This window comes from Streptomyces sp. NPDC086023 (assembly GCF_044540325.1).
Taxonomy (GTDB): Bacteria; Actinomycetota; Actinomycetes; order Streptomycetales; family Streptomycetaceae; genus Streptomyces.
Map to the genome: position 1 here is coordinate 1 of NZ_JBITRX010000035.1, position 20,382 is coordinate 20,382.

Consider the following 20,382-nt stretch of genomic DNA (forward strand, 5'->3'; position numbering starts at 1 on the left):
CGTCGCCTGCGGCGATTCCACTTCGTTCCACCCTTGACAGGGCACCCCGGCCCGGAAGGCAAAGACCTCGGCGGACAACCCCAGGAAAGACGCCCTGGGGGACACCTCATGCACTCCGGTGTCGAGTGCCTGTCCCCGGTACCGGGGACAGGCACCGCCCCAAGGGGCGGACGCGACAGCGTCCGTAGGCCCACCGGCGGATTTCAGCGACTTCCGGGCCGCCTGTGCCCCGCCCACGATCGCTACGCGCTCCTGTTTCATGGCGACGGACGGCCGCCTGGGGCTGGACATGGGCCGCCCACGATCGGTCGGCGGGCCGGCCGTGGGCTGGACGGGGGATCATGGTGGTTGTTGCCGCAGACGAGCGGTGATCCGGGACTTGGCGGGGGAGAGGCATGATTCGGCTGGCGAATGGGCCCATGACGTGGGTGGCCGCGGGGGACAGCATCACGCAGGGCGTGTTGCACACCCACGGAGCCCGGGGATGGGTCGAGCACCTTCAGGAGCGGGTGCGTTGGCAGGCGGGACGGCTCACCGACGTCGTCGTCAACACCGGGGTCTCGGCCTGGACGGCGCAGGACGTGCTCGGGGCCCACGACCACCTCATCGGCCGCTTCGCGCCCGACGTGCTGTCCGTGTCACTCGGCACCAACGACTGCCTGGCCGGTGAGGCCGGCCTGACCGCCTTCCACGACGCGATGCGGAAGATCATCGCGAGGGCGGGGGGCGGCACCCAGGTCGTGCTCCAGACGCCCGTGCTCGTGGCCGCGTCCGGGCGGGAGCGGCGGGCCGCCATGCCGGCCTACTGCCAGGCCGTCCGCGACATCGCCGCGGACACCGGCGCCCTGCTCGTCGACCACGAGATCCACTGGCGCAACCACTTCGGTGACATGGACCCGATCCCGTGGCTCGACGACCCCGCCCACCCCAACGCCAAGGGCCACCTGGAAATGGCCAACCACATGCTCCGGACGTTGGGGCTGGGAGAGCTGGAAGGCCTCTAGCGGACCCGCCACCACTCAACGGTCGCCTTGACCTGCGCGTCGAGCGGAGTGGGCCGGAGGGCGAAGTGGGACTCGTAGGCCGAGGAGTCGACCACGAACGGCTCGTCGAACTGGTAGCGGATCTCCTTCAGTTCGCGCAGGAGCGGCGAGAAGAGGCCGGCCAGGGTCAGGACCGCGGGCGGGAGGGCGCGAACCCGCACCGGACCGGTGCCGGCCTCCCCGGCCAGGAGATCGACCATCTGGCGGGTGGACCGGGCGGGCACCGTCGGTACGTGCCACGCCCTCCCCCACGCCCGCTCCTCGCCGGCCAGCTCGACCAGCGCTCCGGCCACATCCGGCAGGTACGTCCAGCTGTGCGGGGCGTCGGGATCACCCAGCGCCGAAACGGACTTACCGCGCAGGACCCTCGGCACCACGCGACCGGCCAGGTGACCCCCGTCGGTCACGCCGGGCCCGAAGAAGTCCGAGGCCCGCACCTCGACCGCCCGGATGCGCCGCTGCTCGTGCAGCTCCCGAGCGTGCTCCCAAGCAGCAGCCCGTACCCGCCCCTTCGGGCCGGTGGCCGCCAGCGGAAGGTACTCGGTCATCGGCCCGGACACGGGTCCGTACCCATAGAGATTGCCCAGCATGACCAGCACGGCCCCGCATGTCTCGGCCGCCACGCACAGCGCCCCGGCGAGCGCCGGCCACGCATTCGCCCACTGGTGGTAGGGCGGCGCGGCACACCCGTACAGCGCCACAGCCCCCTGCACGGCCCCGGCCAGCCGCTCACCGTCCGACGCGTCCAGCGCGACGTGCTCGATCCCCGGCTCCAGAGACCGCCCGGCCCCGCCGCCCCTGGTGATGACGCGAACCTCGTGTCCCTGCCCGGCCAACAGCCGAGCGGTGGCAGCCCCGGCAGGCCCGAACCCCACAACCACATGAAGACTCACATACGAACGCTAGCGCGACCCCTTGTGCCCGGGGAGGGATGTCCTGACGCTGCACACGGGCCAGACCGTCTCCTGGCGCAGTTGCGGTGCCGGTGGCTTTCTGGCTCACGCATCGAGTAGTTGGCGATCGCGTCGAGCGTGGGTTCGATCAGGGATGGTGGACGCGCTCCACGCCGTAGTAGTTGGACACGCATTGCGCCGCCCAGTCCCGTTCGTATGTGCGGGCGGAGAACGGCTCCGTCAGGCCACCGATGTGCATGGGCCGGTATTCGACGTCCGTCGCGCCGTGCGCGATGTCCATCCGGATGCGGTGGTCCTGGCGGTCCCAGGCGATTGCCCGAGCCACGGTGTCGGTAGTCAGGTTGTGGACCGTCGGCACGAGGTCGGCGATGGAGGCCGCGCCGAAGGCGGCAGCCAAGGCGACGGCCACGGCGGACGCGGTACGTGCGCGGCCGGACTCCGAGCCGAAGGCGGGCCGTGTGCCGAGCAGGCGTCCGAGCCAGGCGCCGTACAGGCACAGCGCGAGCAACAGGGGCAGCATGAAGTTGGTCCAGGTGCGGCTGTACGTCCAGCCCGACGGCCCGTACCCGCTGCGCAGGGCGAGGGCCACGAAGAAGGAGCCGGCCAGCGCCACAGGCATCGGCAGCAGTACCAGGAAGACCGCCATTGCACGGGAGGGTGATCGAAACGGGGCCCGCCCGTCGGGCGGGCACAGGGTCAGCGCGAGCCCCAGCAGCAGGCCGGCCGCCGCGGCGCCGAGATACGCCCACTGCCCGGTAATGGTCTCCAGCATTCGCAGCCAGTCCTGGAAGGTGGATTTCAGCTCGCCAAGGGAGAGCACTGACTGCCTGGGGGGCTGCTGGGCGCGCCGCCAGCGGGCTCCAGGAGAGGTGTAGAGGATGGTCAGCCCGATGGCCAGGCCGATGCACCAGGTGGCGCACCAGGCGGAGGGGTACCAGTCCTTGGCGAGTCGCAGCCGCGGCAGGGCCAGCAGGCCGGCGGCGCTGGCGATCACACCGCTGACGAGGGTGAACGGCTCACTGAGCATGCCGACCGCCAGGGCGGGGAGCAGGGCGGAGGCCAGGGCGGAGGTCAGGGCTGCACGCCGCCCGGAGCGCGGGGCCCAGATGCCGATGAGCACCGCCCAGATGCCGATGACCGACGGAATGGTGTGCGAGATGGAGGCGGGTGCCCACAGGAGGGCCTGGTAGGGGCTGGCTCCCGCGAAAAGCAGCAGAGCCTCAAGGACCATCGCGACGGCGATGAGCACTACCAGCGGTACTTGCCGTCCGAGGGCCTTCAGTGTCTCGCGCAGCAGGAGGACGAGGCCGGTGCCCAGGGCAAGGGCGAGGAGCGCGGGCAGCACCTTCGGTCCCAGCAGGCCGTGCGAGTAGATGATTCCGCTGAGGAAGGCGTTCGTCACCCGGCCGTTCTGGGTCATGTAGAAGTCAGATGTGATCCCGAGGATGCCCATGTCCCTGGCCTTCCACGCGGCGCACCAGTCGTCCGAGGTGGGACGCACCCAGAGACCCAGGAACGCGCCCATCGACAGCAGGGTGCCGCAGGCTGTCGCGAGGACCACGCTGCTGTGCCGAAAAGGTCTGCTGACGGCGTCACGGACGGTGTGTGCGCTCACGTGTGTACTTTCGTGTGGCGGTCGGGGGTACTGCCGGCCTTGAACCAGGCCGGCTTTTCGCCGGTCAGCGTCGGGGGACTGCCGCTGACCGATCGGCGTCCGATGTCGGCGAACGCGACGAAGAGCTCGCGGCACGATCGTGGCCTTGATCCCCGGTGTAGCACCGCAAGCACGCTCCGGGTGACCCAACCGCACCGGTTGCGGGCCCCGAGCTAGGCGGTCCCGCTTCCCGCACGGACTCCCGCCCGGCCACCCTCCGACCGGAGTACCAGGGGCCTGGACCGCCCGGCCAGCGCTGATTCTGGCACCCGGCTGCTGCACGCCAGCCGACCAGCGCATCCCTCAAGGTCGCAATGCGCAGCCGCCGTACGGATGCGGCTGCAGCGCCACTCATCCGTTCGGGGGGGAGGTGAGCCGCCATATTGACGAAGCGTAACGAACGGGGCGCCCCGCGCGTTCTCGGAGTACGGGAGGTCGAGGGTTCGCACTGCGAGAGAGCGCTCGAAGCCGCATTCGCGAATTCCGGTGGTCGGGAGCAACGGAAATCTATACCTCGTCTCGCGATCCGGGAACGCCCGCGACCTGCGGACGCCCCGCTGGTTGGTCACCCCAGCCAGCCTCACGTGCTAGGAAGGAATGTTGGTGCGCGCCCAGCCCGAGGTCAGCGTTATCGTCATCGTGTTCAACGATGCGGCACGCATTTCCCGTGCCGTTCACTCTGTCCTCGCGCAGACTCTCAACAACCTCGAAGTGATCATTGTGGACGATTGCTCCACAGACGCAACCGAGGAGGTGGCTCGCCGGATCGCGGCCAGCGACCTGCGGGTCCGCTACGAGCGCCTGGCACGCAACAGCGGCGGCTGCAGCGCCCCCCGGAACCGGGGAATCGAGCTGGCCCGTGCGCCGTACGTGATGTTCCTCGACAGTGATGACGAGCTTCCTCGGCACTCGTGCAAGAGCATGCTGATCGCCGCTGAGAATTCGGGCGCCGACTTCGTCACCGGCGGGGTGTCTCGACTTGACGAAAAAAATGGCCGCACGGCACCCTGGTATCCCCGTCTTTTCTCCGAACAGCGAGTGCTCGGCATCCGCGACGAGCCGGAATTTCTCTTCGATCACCTGTCCACGAACAAGCTGTACCGCTCCTCCTTTATTGCCGCTCATAACCTGGTTTTCCCTGAGGGAATCCATTTCGAGGATCAGCTTTTTTCTGCTCGCGCGTATCTGCTGGCTTCGTCGTTCGCTGTTGTTCCCTGGCCTGTCTACACATGGCGCCGCGCGCCTGAGGATACCTCGATTTCATCGAGCCGCCACAAGATTCAAAACGTACGCGATCGTCTTCGGGTTGCCGAACTGGTCGATGACTTCTTTGAAGAGAGTGGAAATTCTGCACTGCGCCCCGAGAAGGACTTCAAGTTCCTTGAGCATGACTTCAAGCTCTATCTCACGGACCTTCCCTTCCGGGAACGCGAATGGATCGGTCGGTTCGCCGAAGAAGTGCGCCCATATCTGGACGGAATTTCCGATGAGGTGTACCGGCGTCTGTCCCGGGACATGCGGATCTGCCTCCACCTGCTGCGTGCAGGACGACTCGAAGAGCTGCCGAGGGCAGCTCTCGGGATCGGCCGGCCACTCCTCGCACCGCCTGCGGTAAGCCTGGCGGGAGGGGTTCCGTACTGGGGGCTGTCTGAACCGGCCGGCGAGCAGGCCCGCACGGAGTTGGACCTGTCCGAGTGGAATATGTACGCCCTTCCCTTCGCCCAGGCCCGCATCAGGCACGAAGTGGTTTCCCACACGTTGCAGGGGACCGTCCTCACCCTGGTCATCGCCACGTACGACCCGGCTCGGCACATCACTCCGGGGACGTCTGCCACCGTCGCCATTTCACCGTGTGCCGAACCGCTGTCCGCAGAGTGCGACCTCCGCCCCGACGGTCCCGGGCGCTATCTCTCGCACGTGTCGCTCGACCTGGGGAAGGTCCCCATCCGGCTCCAAGGTGTCAGCACGGTGCGCCACCCCGTCGTCGTGCTGAAGCGTGAGGGCATCCGGCGCACCGATCCCCTGCTCGCCCCGGGAGCCCGGCTCCTGCGAAGCGGCATCACCTACCACGGTTATGCCTCCCATGAGGTGACCGTGTCGGCGGAAACAGCCGGTGCGGGCAGGCTTCAGGTCGTGTGGAAGCGCACGGGAGTGCTGCGTGTGTTGGAGTCCGCGGCGCCCCGTCTGCGAGGACCCCGACGCAGGGTTGCCAGGGTCTCGCGCCTGCTGACCGGTCCCGAAGCGAAGGCCTCCTGCTTCGATGCGTGGGCTCGGCTGCCCCTCAAGCAGCCGCTGGCGGTCTTCGAAGCGATGGAAGGCCGCGGCTATGCGGATAGTCCACGTTACGTCTATGAGGAACTCCGCCGACGAAACCTGCCGATCCAGACGGTGTGGGTACACAACGGCGACACATCGTCGTACCCGGATGGCACCGCACTGGTCCGGCGCGGTAGCTGGGCGTATGCGAGAGCACTGGCCCGTGCGACGCACTGGATCGATTCGCACAACCTGCCGTACTGGATTCAGAAGCCTCCCGGAACCCGGTACCTGCAGACGTGGCACGGGCAGACCCTGAAGAAGATGGGCCTCGACCTCGCAGCTCTCAGGACAGGCCCCCCTGCAGTGCGTGAGGCCTTCCTCTCCAGCGTGGCTCGATGGGACGCGCTCGTCTGCCCGAGCCCGGAGTTCGAACGCACCTTCGTCCCGGCGTTCGGAACTTCGGCCCAGCTGATTTCCTCCGGCTACCCGCGCAACGACGTGCTGGCCAGACGGACGGAACCTGCCCAGCAGGCCCGGGCGGAGGCTGCCCGCCGATCGCTGGACATCCCAGCCGGCCGCAAGGTACTGCTCTACGCGCCGACCTTCCGCGACGGAGCCCGGGGCACGGGAGATTCCGTCAGCGTGCCGTTCGAGGCGCTCCTGCCTCTGCTCTCCGACGACTGGACGATCGTGGTGCGCACCCACCCCTACGATCGCTTCCGCATCCCCCCTCAGCTCGCGCACGTACTTCGTGACGGCACCCCGTTCCCCGACGTCAACGACCTCGTCCTGGCGTCCGATGCACTGATGACGGACTACTCGTCACTGATGTTCGACTATGCCGTAACAGGGCTTCCGATGATCTTCTACGCGGACGACTACGCCGCGTACCGCTCCTGCGGACGTGGCACGTACTACGACTTGGAAGAGATCGCCCCCGGTCCCCTGGTGGAAACGCCGGAGGCGCTCGCGGCCGTGCTCTCAGACCTCGACGGCATCTCGCGCCGCTATAAGGACCGGTACCGCCGGTTCCAAGAGATGTTCTGCCCATACGACACAGGCCGGGCCAGCGCGGCCGTCGTCGACGCATTCTTCGAAGGCAAGAGCCATGGCTGAACGAACCCGCTTTCACAACATCTTCTTCGTGGGTATCGACGTGGACTCAATGGGCGGCTCCCAGCGCGTCCTGCACACCTTGGCCCAAGGGATGGGCGAGCACGGCCACAGTGTCGAACTGATCGGCATCCGGCCGAGTCCGGAGCCCTTCCCCTACAACGGCACGGAGCGCGCCTACGCCCACCGCACGCTCTACGAAGCACCCAAGCAGGACCTGCCCAAGCCCCGCACCCTGACGGACCGGCTCAGCCCGTCCAGGCTGTCGGCGAACCGGCGCACCCGTGCAGCGCGCGACCGGGCGCGCGCCATCCTGCGCAACCGCTTCGCTGCAGTCGGCGACGGGTACGTCGTGTTCGGCTCACCCTGGGCAGTGGACTGGGCGCTGCCGGTCGCTTGGGGCCGCTTGAAGGGGATCGGCCAGTACCACGAGTCGTTCGAACAGGCCCGGCGGTCCGCGAACCTGCGTCTGATGCAGCGCCACTACGGGAAACTGGAGAAGACCCTGGTACTCAGCGAAGAGGACGCAGCCCGGTTCTGCAGCGCGCATCTGCCCAATGTCGCCGTCATGCCCAATCCGCTGCCGTTCTTTCCGGAGCAGCAAGCCGCCTTGTCGAGCAAAAAGATCGGCGCCGTCGGCGGACTCCACCCCGTCAAGTGCTATGACCGGCTCATCGAGGCGTTCGCGCTGTGCTCCAGCCGCCGCCCCGGCTGGGAACTCCACCTGTTCGGCCACGGGCCGATGGAGGACGAACTGCGACGCACCGCCGCGGAGCACGGGGTGGGCAACCGGGTCGTGTTCCGAGGTGCCGTCCAGGACATGAGGGCCGTGTACACGGAACTCTCCATGATCGCACTCAGCAGCGAGGCCGAGGGCCGACCCATGGCCCTCGCCGAAGCGGCTGCCTGCGGGGTGCCCGCCGTCGCATTCGATGTGTCCGGCGGGGTCCGCGAAATCGTCTCCGACGGCCGCACCGGAACCCTGGTACCCCCCGGCGACGTTGCGGCGCTTGCCAACTCGCTCGGACAGATGATGGACGACGACGGCCTGCGCGCCAGGTACGCCCTCGCCGCACGCAGACACGTCCAGCAGTTCGCTCTGCCCGCGGTCCTCAACCGCTGGCACGAACTCTTCGACGAACTGGACCGCTGAGCCCCCTCGTCAGAGCTGGAACGCAGAGGAGTGCGGCAGATGGGGACAACGACCCTCGGGTCCGCGGTGGCGGCCGTGATCGAATTCGTGCAAGGGGTGACTCCCGTCGACATCACCGATGGCGACGTCCTGCACCTCAATCTGCTGCACGACCTCGGCGTCGATCCGGACAACACCGTCAAGCTTGTCATGGCACTGGAGCAACAGTTCGCGATCACGGTCCCCTACACCGACGCGTACCAGGTGTACACCATCGGCGAGATCGCCCGGCTCGTCGTCGACCTGGCCCCTCAAGCGGAGGACATCACGGACGAGGAGGACGCCGACCACTGAGCCGGACCGGTTCCAGGACCCGTTCACCGCACCGGCCCGCTGCGGATGCCCCCGCCCCCGCCCTCACACCCTCCACAACAACCACGGGTCTTCGCAGCAATCCTGCTGGGTCACCTGTTCGCCGGGCTGCGCGCCCGCACGGGAGGCCCCACGCCTGCCGCTGTTCAGGTCGAGCAACTGCCAGGCCCGCAGCGCGCCGTTGTGGCGCAGTGCCCGGAACTGGTCGGGGAACAGGCCCTGCCGGTCGCCGCACAGGTACTGGGGGCTCGTACCGGTCGCCGCACCCGGCGGGGCGAAGAACACCGGGGCGGAGGGCGGTGCGGCCACCGGCTGCACCCCAAGCGTGTGCCGGCCCCGCCCGCCTACTCCAGTGTCCCGCTGAACAGCGCCGCCGTGCTGCACCGGGTAGGCACCGGGCCCGAAGGCGGCCTGCCCACCGTCCGGCACGTGACCGTGACCGTGATCTCCTGCTTCGGGCCCGCCAGGATGGCCGAGGCCCAGTGGAAGTCCTGTTCGCGGAAGTTCTCCAGGGCCGGGGCCAGCAGCGGCTTCCCGCCCACCGAGATGGTGACCGTGCCGGTGTCGCCCTGGGGGTTCTCCAGGACCAGGTCGGTCAGGCGGAGCACCTTGTCGTCCGGGACCTTGTACGTGGCCGAGTCCGTGCCGCCCGCCGGGGCCGACGCGGTGAGCCGGGACGCGAAGAGGCTGGCCTGCGGCTGCGGTCCCGGGCCCTCGCCGGGCTTGACGGAGACCGAGGGCGACGGCGAGGCGTTCGGCCCGGGCTTGCCGCCCCCGCCGCCCCCGCCACCCCCGCTCCCGTTCTCCTTGGCCTTCTCGGCTTCCTTCTTCGCCTCGGCAGCGTGCGACTGCGCCGCCTTGACCGGCTCCTTCACCGCCTCCTTCGCCGCCGACCTGACCACCGGCCGCAGCAGCCCGAACCACAGCCCCGCCAGCAGGGCGAGCACGAGGAACAGCAGGAGCAGCGCCCGCAGCAGCCCCGGCGAGATCACCGGCCGCTGGAGCAGGGTGCCGTCCAGCGCCACCGGCGGCACCTCGGGCGCGCCCTCCGGGCCCGCGGCGGGGACCGCGTGCAGCTGGAAGACGTGCGTGACCGGGGTCCCGCGCCACAGGAGCCGCTTCGGTTTCACCGGGACCTTGACGAAGGCCGCCCGGCCGGGGTCCACCACCGTGGCCCCAGTGGGCAGCTTGAACTTCAGGAGTTCCCCTGCGTCCTTGCCCGAAAGGGCAACGGACACCGGGTAGTTGCCCCGGTTGTCGATCGCTGCCTGGAAGGTGGCGCCGCCCCGGCCGGTGCCCATGCGCGGCGACAGCTCCGCGCCGAAGTCGGCGTACGGGCGGATGTGCAGGACGCCCTCCGGCACCGTCTGGTGCTGGGGCTGTTCCCGGGGGAGCACCCGTACGCCGTACGTGAGTTCCCCTGGTGGGACGGTCGTGTCGCGGGGCGGCCGGACCACCAGCTCCACCTGGCCCGCGGTGTCCGGGTACAGCGATATCGAGGCGGGCTCCACCACCGACCACCGCGCGGCGGGCCCGAGCACCTCGAAGCCGTACGCCTCGACGACGTTCCCGCTGTTGCGGATTTCCAGCGGGATCCGGGCCTCTTCTCCGGGCAGCACCGAAGTCGGAGAGGCGTCCAGATGAGCGGAAGTGGTCATGAAAGGACGGTAGGGAGCGCGCTGAACCCCCCGCCGGACCCGTAGGGACACACCCGAGGGCACGCTGCGTTGCCCGTTGAGTCCGCGTGGAGTGCCTGCTGATTGCCCGGGTGTTCACTGGACGCACGGAGAGGTGGGGCTCTCGCGTGGGCGCGGGGGCGCTGAGCAAGGGGGGCACGTACATGCGGTACCACGGTGTGACCGGCGCGGAGCGCATCCCGGTGCGGCTGACGGCACAGGACCCGATCTCCCAGGCGGGCCTGGCCGGGCAGCTGAGGAACTGCCCGGAGCTGCGCCTGCTGGGCGAGGACGAGGAGGTGTCCGAGGACCAGCCCTGCGTGGCGGTGGTCTCCGCCGACCGGGTCGGCGACGCCGAGACCCAGACGCTGCGCCGCTTCCAGCGGGCCGGGCAGGGCCGGATCGTGCTGGTGGCCACGGAGATCGACGACGCGGGGCTGGTGGCGGCCGTCGAGTGCGGGGTCGTGGGCGTCGTACGGCGGGCCGAGGCCTCCGCCGACCGGCTCGTGCAGGTCATCACGGCAGCGGCGCGCGGGGAGGGCAGCGTGCCGGCGGACCTGCTGGGGCGCCTGCTGGACCAGGTGGGACGGCTGCAGAGGCAGGTGCTGGACCCGCGGGGGCTGGCCTTCACCGGGCTCGCGCCGCGCGAGGTCGACGTGCTGCGGCTGGTCGCCGAGGGCAGCGACACGGCGGAGATCGCGCGGGCACTGGCGTTCTCCGAGCGGACGGTGAAGAACATCCTGCACGACGTCACCACCCGCCTCCAGCTGCGCAACCGCTCGCACGCGGTGGCGTACGCGATGAGGCAGGGCTTCATCTAGGGGGCGGCCCCGGCCCCAGCCCCCGACTGCCCGGCCCCCCGGCGCCTCCGGGCACCCCCCCGGGCTGCCGCCCCGACTGCCCCGCCGGCTTCCGGGCCCGCTCGCTTCCGGGCCTCGGCGCGGCTGCCCAGGCCCCGGCCCGGCGCTTTCCGGCCCGGCGCCTCCCGGCCTCCCTGCCCGCCCGCCCCGGCGCCTTCGGCAGCCGGTCCCCGGCGGCCCCCGGCCGCCCCGCCCGCCGCCCGCTCCTGCCTCTTCGGGCAGCCGCCGCTACCCGAACCGCTGCCCGTCTCCGGCTGCAGGCGGGCCGGGCCCCGCGTCAGGGTTTTCGTGAGGATGGGGGACGCGCGTGCGACGAGGTGTACGACGAGCTGTACGGGCCCTGCCGACCGGCACGCCCACCGCCGGCGATCCCAGCGCTCCCGGGCCGGGCGCGCCGGGCGCCCCCGCCGCGGACGCCGCCGCGGACGCCGCCGCGTCCAGAGGGGCGGTGGGCGGTTCCGAGGCCGGTCGTCCCGACCGCCCCGGCCGCGTCCGCGCCGCCCTGGACTTCGTCGCCCGGACCGTGGGCGAGAACCTCTCGCCCCGCGCCGCCCGCACCCCCCGTCCCGAGCCGCAGCCCCGCACCCCGCGCGCCGAGCCGGAGCCCCGCACCCCGCGCGCCGAGCCGGAGGCGCGTACCCCGCGCGCCGCCCCGCAGCCCCGCACCCCCCGTCCCGAGCCGGAGCCCCGCACCCCGCGCGCCGAGCCGGAGGCGCGTACCCCGCGCGCCGCCCCGCAGCCCCGCACCCCGCGCGCCGAGCCGGAGCCCCGCACCCCGCGCGCCGAGCCGGAGGCGCGTACCCCGCGCGCCGCCCCGGAGCCCCGCACCCCCCGTCCCGAGCCGCAGCCCCGCACCCCCCGTCCCGAGCCGGAGCCCCGCATCCCCCGTCCCGAGCCGGAGCCCGAGCCCCGGACCCCGCGCGGCGGCGCCGAGACGTGTAGCCCGCGTGCCCGCAGTGACTACCGTTCGCCTGGCGGCGCCTTGGCAGGCCGCCCAGTACGCCCGCCCCGCCCCCCGCACCCGGCTACGCCCCCGCCCCCGCCCCCGCACCCGGATCCGCACCCCCACCCCCGCCCGCCCCTCGCACGGCGGCGCGGCTTCGTGTTGGTGGTCGCCATGGTTCTGCTGGGTGTGACGCCGGCCGGTAGCCCCGTGGTGGCCGCGGCCTCCGGGCAGCAGACCACACCTGCCCCTGCCGCCCGGTTCCCGGCCGTCGCCGCTCCCGAGGACCCGGCGGACCCTGGGCGGCTCGCGTACACCGACTACGGCACCCACCGGAGCCTCGGCACCATCGTGCGCGGGCAGCCCCCGCGTCGCCTCCTCCCCGTCGGGCAGGCCGGGCGCAACGACTGCCAGGCCACGGCCCGCGGTGACGACACGGTCTTCGTGAGCATGCGCAACGGCGAGGACGAGGGCCTGTTCCGGCGCACCGGGGACGGGCCCCCGCGCCTGGTCCTGCAGCGCAAGGGGTGGCGGATCGCCGACCCGGTGCTCTCCCCGGACCGTACGAAGATCGCCTTCGTCTCGTGGCAGGACGGCTTCGTCGACAACTACGACTGCGACGACACCCGCCGCTTCCCCCTCACCGGCAGCACCGTCGGCGTCTGGGTCGTCGGCACCGACGGCCAGGGCCTGCGCGAGGCCCTCCGGAACGCCGACTGGGCCGACTGGTCCCCGGACGGCAGCCAGTTCGTCTTCACGCGGGACGAGAAGGCGTACCGCGTTCCCGTCGCCGGCGGCACGGAGACCAAGGTCTCGTACGGCGACGAGAAGGCGTACAAGCCCGTCTGGGAGCCCTCCGACGCCGCCGGCCGCAACCGCGTCGCGTACGTGACCGAGTTCGGAGACCGCGCCGACCATGCCCTGGCCACCGTCTTCGCCACCGACGGCGGCAGCCGGCCGTCCAGGGTGCTGGCGGTCGGCGACCAGGGGCGCTGGCAGCGCAAGGGCGCTGCCTGGTCGCCCGACGGCAGGCAGCTGGCCTTCCTCACCGGCGAGCCCTACCTCGTCGACGCCGACCGCGACCCCTGTACCACCTGCGGCGCCGGCACCCCGCTCTTCCCCGACGGCGTACGGGACTTCGACACCGAGACGGTCGGCTGGTACACCCCCGCCGGGGGCGAGCCCGTCGTACTCATCGGCGGCACCGACCCCGAGTTCTTCGCCCTCGACGAATCCCGTGCCGCCGCGCCGTACGACCGCACCGAACTGCGCCCCGGAAAGACCACGGAGACCGACCTCTCCGACGCCGCGTACGCGCCCGACGGCACCCGCATGGCCTTCGTCCGCAGCACCGAGAACTCCTACGAGTTCGAGGTCGAGCGCGTCCTCGTCGGCGACACGGGGCGGCTGTCCGAGGCCGTCCCGCTCAAGTACGACCGCGAACTCGACGGGGAGGAGCACCAGTCCCGCCCCGCCTGGTCGCCGGACGGCACGAGGGTGGCCTTCAGCCGCTGGCTGGTCACCTACGAGGAGGACCCCGAGTCCGACCGCGTCCGGCGCGTCGTCGGCGACGCCCGCATCGCCGTCGTCGACGTCTCCCGCGGCGTGGAGGACGGCAGGCTGCTCTACCTCGTCCCGGAGCGCCGCGAGTCCGAACTCAACTGCTACAACGACGACCGCGACCCCACCTGGTCCTCCGACGGCACCACCCTCGCCTTCTCCCGGGCCAGCGACTGCTGGTCGCCCCTCACCTCCGGCGGCGGTTCGGACCGGCTCGCCCGCGCCGTGAACCCGTACGAGGAGCGCCACATCTGGAAGGCCGAGGCCCGGCCCCGCGGCGCCACCACCGACCTGACCCGCCTCCAGTGCGACGGCGAGTGGTGCGGGGTCATCGACCTCCGGCCCGCCTTCCGGCCCGGCACCCGCGAGATCGCCTTCACCCGCCACCAGGTGCTGTCGGGACCCGGCCTGACCGCCCGGCCGGCGGCGGCCACCCCGGGAGCCGGCCCCCCGGCCGGTGCCGTCCGTGCCACCGCTGCCTCACCCACCGCTGCCTCACCCACCGCCGCCGCGTCCACCATGGCCGTGGTCCCCGGCGGCTACGACGGCCCGAGCATCGTGCTCGACTTCCTGGACGACGCCTCCGGCTGCCGCTCCCTCGTCCCCACCGGCCTCGGCTGCCCGGCGACCGTGCCCGGCGGCGACGGCGAGGGAACCCCGGACTTCGAGTGGCCCGACAACCCCGCCTGGGCACCGGACGGCAGCCGCTTCGCCATCGACTTCCGCGTCGACGGCGAGGAGGGTACGGACGACTTCCGCATCGCGGTCTTCGACGCCGACGGCAGCGACGGCACAGCACTCCGCGCCCGGTGGAACAGCGAGCAGACCACGCCCACCTGGAAGCCCAGCTCCGACTTGCGCACCTACCTCACCACCTCCGACAGCCCCCTCCTCCTCGGTGCGACCGGCACGCTCACGCTCGTCGTGTGGAACCTCGGCATCGCCCACGCGCCCCGCGTCCGGGCGCAGTTCACGCTGCCGCCCGGGCTGGAGGCGGTCGGGCCGCCCGAGCCCTCCACCGGGACCGGGCTCGCCCCCGGCACCTGCGCGGCCGACCTGACCTGCGTGTTCGACCCGGTGCAGAGCGGCCAGAAGGGCCGCGCCACCCTCCGGGTCAAGGGCGTCGCCACCGGCGAGCAGAAGGCCACCGCCACCGCCTCCTCCGCCCTGCCGGACCACCTGCCGGGCGACAACAGCGCCGAGGCCGTCATCAACGTGGTCGTCCCCGACCTCGCCGTCACCGCCACCGCCGCCCCGCCCGTGATCGACATCCGCGAGCGGTCGACGGTCGAGTTCACCGTCCGCAACGGCGGCACGGCCGCGGCCCGGGACGTCCTCCTCAAGCTGGTCGTACCCCCCGGCCTGACCCTCGTCAGCGGCACCGAATGCCCGCCCGCCGGCTGCTCCCTGGGTACGGTCGAGCCCGGAGCGGAACGCAGGCTGTCCCTCGTCTACACGGCCGAGAACGCCTTCTCCGGCGCCATCGAGGGCACCGTCTCCGCGAGCACCCCCGACAACGACCCCGAGAACGACCGGGCGTCGGTCGACCTCACGGTCGTGGACCCGCGACTGCCCGACCCGGCCGTCACCGTCACCGCCACCCCGGCCGTGATCCGCACCGGCTTCCTCTCCGACGTCGTCTACACGGTGCGCAACCTCGGCGAGGCCCCGGCCAGGGCCGTCACGCTGACCACCCTCCTGCCGCCGGGCATGCGCGTGGTCTCCGCGGCCCCGGCCTGCCCGGACACCGGCTGCGCCCTCGGCGACCTCGCCCCCGGCGCCTCGGTGACCGTCACGCGGAAGGTCACCGCCGACGCCCCGCTCGTCGGCGAGGCCGTCGGCACGATCACCACGCCCGGTGCGGACTCCAACCCGGGCAACAACACCGCCGCCGCGCCCGTCACCGTGCTCAAGCGGGACAGCACACCGCCCGACAACCCCACGCCGCCGCGGCTCCGCGCCGACCCGTCGGTCACCGTGGACGCCACGCCCCGCACCGCCTACACCGGCGGCCGGATCAGCGCGCGGATCGTGGTGCGCAACGAGGGCGTGGCCAGGGCGACGGGGCTGCGGCTGGTGGTCGCGGTGCCGCGCGGGGTGGACGTCGTATCGGTGTCGAAGCCGCAGTGCCTGACCCCGGCCGGCTGCCCGCTGCCGGACCTGCGGTCCGTGGACCGTACGGACGTACGGCTGGTGCTCGGCGCGAACCACGGGCTGGCCGGTGCCGTCACGGCCACGGTCAGCACGACCGGTACGGACTCCCGGCCCGCCAACAACACCGCGCGGGCGCCGCTGACGGTGAACGAGCCCACCCTGACCCTGATCCCGCCGCTCGGGCCGCCCGGTTCGGTGACCCAGGCCACCGGCACCCGGTTCCCGCCCGGGGCCACGCTCCGGCTGCGCTGGAGCCGGGGCGTGACGGTGGCGGCCGCGCCGGTGGTGGTGCGGGCGGACGGCACCTTCTCGGCGCCGATGCTGATCCTCGTCCAGGACACGCTGGGGGAGCGGGAACTGCGGGTCGCGCAGGCCGGCGTACGGACCCCGCTCTTCCGGGAGCTGACGGCGCCGTACCTGGTGGTGCCGGGCGTGCTCCAGCCGTCCGACTTCCAGTGGCGCAGGTGAGGTCGATGACATGTGAGCTGCGGTTCTGATGATGCGTGAGGTGCGTGGGTGATCCACGAGGTGGACGAGGCGCTGCGGGCTCTGGTGCGCGGCGAGGCGCTGGGCGAGGGCGCGGACGTGGAGGTCGTCTTCGACGCGCCCACCCGTGACTGGGCGGCCCGGCGCAACACGCCGACGGTGAACCTGTACCTGTACGACATCCGCGAGGACATGCGGCGCCGCTCGCGCGGGCGGCGGAACCTCTACGACGAGCAGGGGCGGGTGACGGCGCGGACGCTGCCGCCGCGCTACTTCAAGCTGTCGTACCTGATCAGCGCGTGGACGCAGCGGCCCGAGGACGAGCACCGGCTGCTGTCGGCGCTGCTGGCCTGCTTCCTGCGGCACGAGGCCCTGCCGGCCGCGGCACTCGGCCCGGAGCTGGCGTCGACCGGGCTGCCGGTGCCGGTGTCGATCGCGCTGCCGCCGCCGGAGGACCGGGCCTTCGCCGACGTCTGGTCGGCGCTCGGGGGCGAGCTGAAGCCGTCGCTGGACGTGGTCGTGAGCGCGCCGGTGGCGACGGCGCCGGTCTGGGAGGCCGGGCCGCCGGTCGAGGAGGGGCTGGCCGTGAACATGTCCGACGTCCACGGGGACGGCCCGGCCGGGGACCGGGATCCCGGTGGGGGCGCGGAGGGCGAGGGGGTGCCGGGCGACGGCGCGGGGGTACCGGCTGACGGCGACCCCGGGGTGTCCCGCGTGCCCGGGCCTCGGGCGCGGGCCCGGCGGCGGCGCTGATGGACCACCTGCTGGCGCGGCTGGCCGTCGTGGAGGCGCGGGTGCGCCGGGCCGTGGAGGTGCGGCGGGCCGGGGACCCCGAGCCCGACGACCCCTTCCGGGGGCTGTACCTGTCGGACGAGGCGGTGCGCCGGATCCTGGACGAGCCGGATGCGCTGCCGGAGCCGGACGCGCTGCCCGGCTGGGACGGTCCGGCGCCCGAGGGCTCCCGGCTGGCGCTGCTGGCCCGGAACTTCGGGCTGGGCGGGCTGGACGTGGAGCTGCTGCTGATCGCGCTCGCGCCCGATCTGGACCGCCGGTTCGAGCCGCTGTACGGGTACCTCAACGACGACGTCACCCGGCGCCGGCCCAGCGTGGGGCTGGCGCTGAACCTGTGCGGGGTGCCGGCGGTGTCCGCGGGGGCGCGGGCCCGGCTGTCGGCGGCGGGTCCGCTGGTGGCGCGCGGGCTGCTGCTGGTGGAGGAGCCGGAGCGGCCGCTGCTGAGCCGTTCGCTGCGGGTGCCGGACCGGGTGGCGGCGTACCTGCTGGGTGACGACACCCCGGATCCGGTGCTGGTGGACCTGCTGGTGCCGGGGCGGCCGGGCCGACTGCCCGCGGGGGCGCTGGGGGACCTGCCGGAGCGGCTGGCGGGGGCGCTGCGGGGGGACGGGGCGGGGGTGGGGTCCGGGGTGGGTGCGGGGTCTGGGGTTGGTGTGGTGCCCGGGGTGGGTGCGGGGTCCGGGGGCGAGGCCGTGCCCGGGGCCGGCGCCGCCGTGCGGCTCGTGTACGTGCGGGAGGCCGCCGGCGGGGTCGCGCTCACGCTCGGGGTGGAGGCGCTGGCCGGGGCCGGGTGCGGGGCCTTCGTACTGGACCTGGGCAGGCTGGCCCGGCAGGCCGACGCGGGGGCGCTGGTGGCCGCCGCCGGGCGGGAGGCCGCCCTGGCGGGTGCCGGGCTGGTGGCGGGCCCGGTGGAGGAGCTGGGCGAGAAGCCGGAGCTGCTGCGGGCGGTGGCGGGGCTGCCGGTGCCGGTGCTGCTCGCGGGGCGGGCGGGCTGGGACCCGGCCTGGTCGGACCGGGTGCCGCTGCTGGTGGAGGTCGAGCGGCTGGGCGCGGCGGCGCGGGCCGCGCTGTGGGAGGCGGTGCTGGGTACGGGCGTGGGCGGCGCGGTGTCGGCGTTCGCCCTGACGCCGGAGCAGATGGAGCGGGCGGCCGAGACGGCGCGGCAGCAGGCGGTGCTGGGCGGCGGTCCGGTGTCGGAGGCGCACGTGCTCCAGGGGGCGCGGGCCCAGAACACCTCGGGCCTGGAGCGGCTGGCCCGCCGGATCACCCCGGGCGTCGGCTGGGAGGACCTGGTGCTGCCGCCCGTGGTGCTGGGCCAGCTGCGGGAGCTCGCCGCGCGGGCGCGGCACCGGGACCGGGTGCTCGGGGACTGGGCGATGCGGCCGGGCGGCGGGCGCGGGCGCGGTGTGATGGCGCTGTTCGCCGGGGACTCGGGTACGGGCAAGACGATGTCGGCCGAGGTGATCGCGGGGGCCCTGGGCCTGGACCTGTACACCGTCGACCTGGCCACGGTGGTCGACAAGTACGTGGGCGAGACCGAGAAGAACCTGGAGCGCATCTTCACCGAGGCCGCGGGCGTGAACGGCGTACTGCTCTTCGACGAGGCGGACGCGGTCTTCGGCAAGCGGTCCGAGGTGAAGGACGCGCACGACCGGTACGCGAACGTCGAGAGCGCCTACCTGCTCCAGCGGATGGAGACCTTCGACGGCCTCGCCGTGCTGGCCACCAACCTGCGGGCCAACCTGGACGAGGCGTTCACCCGCCGCCTGGACCTCCTGGTGGACTTCCCGCTGCCGGACGCCGTGCAGCGGACCGCGCTGTGGGACCGCTGCCTCGGGCTCTCGCTGCCCCGCGGGGAGGACCTGGACCTGGAGTTCTGCGGGAGGGCCTTCGAACTGGCCGGCGGCGACATCCGGTCGGCCGCGGTGACGGCCGCCTACCTGGCGGCCGACGCGGGGCGGCCGGTGGCGATGGCGGACCTGGTGGCGGCGGTGGCGCGGGAGTACCGCAAGCTCGGACGGCTGTGTCTGGAGAGCGAGTTCGGCCCGTACGTGCGCTGGGCGAGGTGACCTCCGGCGCTGCGCACGCCGGGTCGGGGGTCCGACGCGGGGTCAGGAGCCGGACGGGCTCGCCGTCGACGGGGCCTGGTTGGCCGCGGGCAGGAAGTACACGTGCTTCGGCGACACGACCTGGGTGATGGCCTGGCCGAACAGGGTGGTCGGCTCCTGCCCCTGGTACGTGATGTCGGTGTTGATCAGCACGACGATCGTGGCGTCCGGGCCCGGCAGGTAGATCGTCAGGGACTCGTACCCCGGCAGCGAGCCGTTGTGCCCGATCCAGCCCTGGACGTTGAAGATGCCCAGCCCGTAGTAGGCGCCCGGGATGGTGGTCGGCGGCGCCTGGAGCCGCTGCGCCTGTGTGGCGGGGGTCAGCAGGGTGCCGGTGGCGACCACCCGGGCCCAGCGCGTCAGGTCGTCCAGCGTGGAGATCATGGCGCCGGCCGCCCAGCCCCAGGAGGGGTTCCAGTCGGTCGAGTTCTCGACCTCCCCGCTCAGGGTCTGGTTCGTGTAGCCCTGGGCGTGCGGCGACGGGAAGGCCGCGTTCGTCGGGAAGCTGGTGTGGTCGAGCCCGGCGCGCTCCGCGACGTCCTTCTCGATGACCTCGTCGAGCGGGCGGCCGGTGATCTTCTCGACCACCAGGCCCAGCAGGATGAGGTTGGTGTTGCAGTAGTCGAACTGCGCCCCGGGCTGGAACGACACCGGGTGCTTGAAGGAGTATTCGAGCAGTTCCTGCGGGGTGAAGGGCCGGTCGGGGTTGCCGAAGAAGGCCTTCTGGAAGTCCGGGTCGAGCGAGTAGTTGTACAGGCCGCTGCGCATGCCGGCGAGGTTCCGCAGGGTGATCTTGTCGCCGTTCGGCACGTTGTCGATGTACTTCGAGATCGGGTCGTCGAGGCCGATCTTCTTCTGGTCCACCAGCTCCAGCACGGCGGTCACCGTGAAGGTCTTGGTCTCGCTGCCGATGCGCATGTACAGGTTCGGGCTCATCGGCTGCCGGGTGGACTTGTCGGCGACGCCGAAGGTCTTCACGTACGTGCCCTTCCCGGGCGCCGAGACGTGGACGATGACGCCGGGGACGCTCGCCTTGCGCATCACGCGCCTGATCTCGGTGTCGAGTTGGCGCATGACCGCGGGGGTGAGGGTCGTGAAGTCGCTGTCGGGCACGTCGGACGAGGAGTCGCCGGGCACCGCGGAGGCGGAGGGCGGGAGACCGGTTCCGGCCTGCGCGGACGCGTTTCCCGCGGTCGCCGTCACGGCCGGTACGGCGATCAGTCCGGCGGCCGCGACGGCCGGCCAGGTCCTGCGCAGACGCTTTCCCCAGTACCGCACGGCGGTCTCCTCTCCACCAGGGACAGGGCTCCGTCCTC

13 protein-coding genes are annotated in these 20,382 nt (G+C 72.3%); 8 read left to right on the plus strand and 5 right to left on the minus strand.

Annotated features, from left to right (window positions below; all coding sequences use genetic code 11):
* Positions 1–419 precede the first annotated feature (419 nt).
* Entirely contained in the window at positions 420–1,004 is a 585-nt protein-coding gene (locus tag ACIF6F_RS36315) for an SGNH/GDSL hydrolase family protein (protein ID WP_399957657.1), read from the plus strand.
* Here ACIF6F_RS36315 and ACIF6F_RS36320 read toward each other — a convergent pair.
* Together ACIF6F_RS36320 and ACIF6F_RS36325 are read right to left on the minus strand one after the other, a co-directional pair.
* Entirely contained in the window at positions 1,001–1,936 is a 936-nt protein-coding gene (locus ACIF6F_RS36320) for an NAD-dependent epimerase/dehydratase family protein (protein WP_399957660.1), read from the minus strand. The genes ACIF6F_RS36315 and ACIF6F_RS36320 overlap by 4 nt on opposite strands.
* A gap of 148 nt (positions 1,937–2,084) precedes the next feature.
* Positions 2,085–3,572, minus strand: a complete 1,488-nt coding sequence (locus ACIF6F_RS36325) for a DUF6056 family protein (RefSeq protein ID WP_399957664.1) — start codon at positions 3,570–3,572, stop codon at positions 2,085–2,087.
* Between the two features lie 642 nt (positions 3,573–4,214).
* On the opposite strand from ACIF6F_RS36325, the gene ACIF6F_RS36330 reads away from it, so the two are divergent.
* From ACIF6F_RS36330 to ACIF6F_RS36340, 3 genes are read left to right on the plus strand one after another with little or no spacing between them, the layout of a single operon-like run.
* Positions 4,215–6,986 (plus strand): CDP-glycerol glycerophosphotransferase family protein, encoded by a 2,772-nt coding sequence (locus ACIF6F_RS36330; protein WP_399957667.1) that lies wholly within the window; start codon positions 4,215–4,217, stop codon positions 6,984–6,986.
* Complete coding sequence (locus ACIF6F_RS36335; RefSeq protein WP_399957670.1) at positions 6,979–8,136, plus strand: glycosyltransferase; 1,158 nt, start codon at positions 6,979–6,981, stop codon at positions 8,134–8,136. The genes ACIF6F_RS36330 and ACIF6F_RS36335 overlap by 8 nt, the downstream gene beginning before the upstream one ends.
* A gap of 39 nt (positions 8,137–8,175) precedes the next feature.
* Positions 8,176–8,469 carry an acyl carrier protein gene (locus ACIF6F_RS36340; protein WP_399957675.1) on the plus strand — a complete coding sequence of 98 codons (294 nt, stop codon included), beginning with the start codon at positions 8,176–8,178 and terminating at the stop codon, positions 8,467–8,469.
* A gap of 63 nt (positions 8,470–8,532) precedes the next feature.
* Here ACIF6F_RS36340 and ACIF6F_RS36345 read toward each other — a convergent pair whose 3' ends face one another.
* Together ACIF6F_RS36345 and ACIF6F_RS36350 are read right to left on the minus strand one after the other, a co-directional pair.
* Positions 8,533–8,796 (minus strand): hypothetical protein, encoded by a 264-nt coding sequence (locus tag ACIF6F_RS36345; RefSeq protein WP_399957678.1) that lies wholly within the window; start codon positions 8,794–8,796, stop codon positions 8,533–8,535.
* A 35-nt stretch (positions 8,797–8,831) separates the two neighbouring features.
* Positions 8,832–10,145: a hypothetical protein gene (locus tag ACIF6F_RS36350; protein ID WP_399957682.1), complete on the minus strand. Its 1,314-nt coding sequence runs from the start codon at positions 10,143–10,145 to the stop codon at positions 8,832–8,834.
* A 182-nt stretch (positions 10,146–10,327) separates the two neighbouring features.
* On the opposite strand from ACIF6F_RS36350, the gene ACIF6F_RS36355 reads away from it, so the two are divergent.
* From ACIF6F_RS36355 to ACIF6F_RS36370, 4 genes are all read left to right on the plus strand, one after another.
* Entirely contained in the window at positions 10,328–10,984 is a 657-nt protein-coding gene (locus ACIF6F_RS36355; RefSeq protein ID WP_399957685.1) for a response regulator transcription factor, read from the plus strand.
* A 346-nt stretch (positions 10,985–11,330) separates the two neighbouring features.
* Complete coding sequence (locus ACIF6F_RS36360; RefSeq protein ID WP_399957687.1) at positions 11,331–16,148, plus strand: hypothetical protein; 4,818 nt, start codon at positions 11,331–11,333, stop codon at positions 16,146–16,148.
* 48 nt (positions 16,149–16,196) lie between these two features.
* On the plus strand, positions 16,197–16,919 hold the full coding sequence (locus ACIF6F_RS36365; RefSeq protein WP_399957690.1) for a DUF4255 domain-containing protein: 723 nt from the start codon (positions 16,197–16,199) through the stop codon (positions 16,917–16,919).
* Positions 16,919–19,027, plus strand: coding sequence for an ATP-binding protein (locus ACIF6F_RS36370; RefSeq protein ID WP_399957694.1), 2,109 nt, complete (start codon positions 16,919–16,921; stop codon positions 19,025–19,027). Before ACIF6F_RS36365 ends, ACIF6F_RS36370 begins: the two co-directional genes overlap by 1 nt.
* 42 nt (positions 19,028–19,069) lie before the next feature.
* On the opposite strand, the gene ACIF6F_RS36375 is transcribed toward ACIF6F_RS36370, so the two are convergent.
* Positions 19,070–20,344 (minus strand): serine hydrolase domain-containing protein, encoded by a 1,275-nt coding sequence (locus ACIF6F_RS36375; protein WP_399957698.1) that lies wholly within the window; start codon positions 20,342–20,344, stop codon positions 19,070–19,072.
* Between the last annotated feature and the right edge of the window lie 38 nt (positions 20,345–20,382).

Excerpts from the sequence above, each read along its gene's own strand:
- ACIF6F_RS36315 (WP_399957657.1), top strand. The coding sequence starts at position 420 with ATGACGTGGGTGGCCGCGGGGGACAGCATCACGCAGGGCGTGTTGCAC.
- ACIF6F_RS36335 (WP_399957670.1), top strand. The coding sequence starts at position 6,979 with ATGGCTGAACGAACCCGCTTTCACAACATCTTCTTCGTGGGTATCGAC.
- ACIF6F_RS36340 (WP_399957675.1), top strand. The coding sequence starts at position 8,176 with ATGGGGACAACGACCCTCGGGTCCGCGGTGGCGGCCGTGATCGAATTC.
- ACIF6F_RS36350 (WP_399957682.1), bottom strand. The coding sequence starts at position 10,145 with ATGACCACTTCCGCTCATCTGGACGCCTCTCCGACTTCGGTGCTGCCC.
- ACIF6F_RS36355 (WP_399957685.1), top strand. The coding sequence starts at position 10,328 with ATGCGGTACCACGGTGTGACCGGCGCGGAGCGCATCCCGGTGCGGCTG.
- ACIF6F_RS36370 (WP_399957694.1), top strand. The coding sequence starts at position 16,919 with ATGGACCACCTGCTGGCGCGGCTGGCCGTCGTGGAGGCGCGGGTGCGC.